Genomic DNA, 1,519 nt, shown 5'->3' on the forward strand with positions numbered 1-1,519 from the left:
GATTTAGCCTTTTCACCAGATAGTCACCAGCTCGCTTTTATTAAAGGACCGGACTTAGGTGATGAAGATGACCCCGTTAAATCCTTTAAAACTATCATCTCATCAACTGTTCAGATTATTGACCTTAAGACAAAAAAAAGGGAGGCCTTTTTAATGGAGGATCTCTGGGGCATTGAAGGATGGACTCATGATGGGAAAAAATTAGTTGGAACTAAACAGGCAGGAACAAAGAAAAAAATCTATGAATACGATATTCAATCTAAAACATTAACCTTTAAGGATACTCCTAACATCCCAGTTGTCTATGGTCTTGTTCTTTCTCAAAATCACAGATACATAGGATTTTTAGGAGAAAGCTTCTCTCGTCCTGCAGAAGTCTATGTTTCAAGCCTCGAAGATTTTAAGCCAAAAAAAATAAACGCTATTCATAACAAAATTGACCTCAGTCAAATTGAAGCCAAATCCCTTACATGGAAATCTTTTGATGGCCTCGAAATTGAAGGAATTCTCGTTTATCCTCAAAACTATAGGGCTGGAGAAAAAGTACCTTTAATTGTCTCCATTCATGGTGGGCCTGCAGGAGCTGAATCAGAACAATTCATTGGAAGAACTTGGTTTGGCTATTCTCCTGCGGTTTTTAGCTCTTCCGGTTATGCAACTCTCTTTGTCAACTATCGAGGAAGTATTGGTTATGGAACAAAGTTTACCAAACTTAGTTACCAAAACCTAGGAAGAGGGGATTATCAAGACATTATGGCAGGTGTGGATTTTCTGATTAAAGAAGGCATAGCGGATCCTAAACAGCTTTTTATCACAGGGCATAGTTATGGAGGGTTTATGACAGCTTGGGCTATTAGTCACACGAATCGATTTAAAGCAGCGGTTGTAAAAGCTGGCATTTCTGATTGGATATCAGATATAGCTCTCACAGATGCCCCTCAATTCATGGAGAGTTTGTTTGGCAGTTTTTACTGGGATAATTATGCTTTATATAGAGATTCTTCTCCTTTAAATTATGTTAATGACATTAAAACCCCCACTCTTATCCTTCATGGCCTATACGATGAACGTGTTTCCTTTTCTCAAGCACAACAACTCTACCAAGCCCTCAAAGCAAAAAAAGTTCCAACTCAATTATTTTTGTATTTAGAGCAAGAGCATGGTATATCAAGTCCGTCAGCTGTTATAGATTCTTTAAAGGAACAACTCAAATGGTTTGAAAAATATAAATAGGAATTTTAAAAATTACCCTTGAAAAGAGAAGAACACCTCAGTCGATGGGGCCGTTCCACACAAGACCTTCTGGATACACTGAATCGACTCTCAGGCTGGAAAATTTTGATAATTGCTATGAATGGTATGACTTTTGAACTCAACACATCCCACGGGGGTATGATGGCTAACCATGCTGGCAGGAATCTCTCAATTCGAGCGTGACCTTCTGAACGAACGGGTGAACTCCGGGCTTGGAGCCGCTAGGACACGAGGGAAAAACCTTGGCCGTCAACCCGGACAACGA

1 protein-coding gene is annotated in these 1,519 nt (G+C 39.6%); it reads left to right on the forward strand.

Translation table 11 applies throughout. The features are described from left to right. A partial coding sequence (locus HYX58_00095; protein MBI2774398.1) for a S9 family peptidase occupies window positions 1-1,233 on the forward strand: 1,233 nt, incomplete at its 5' end. Window positions 1,234-1,519 lie beyond the last annotated feature (286 nt).

Source organism: Candidatus Dependentiae bacterium (assembly GCA_016191325.1).
Classification (GTDB): Bacteria; Babelota; Babeliae; order Babelales; family JACPOV01; genus JACPOV01.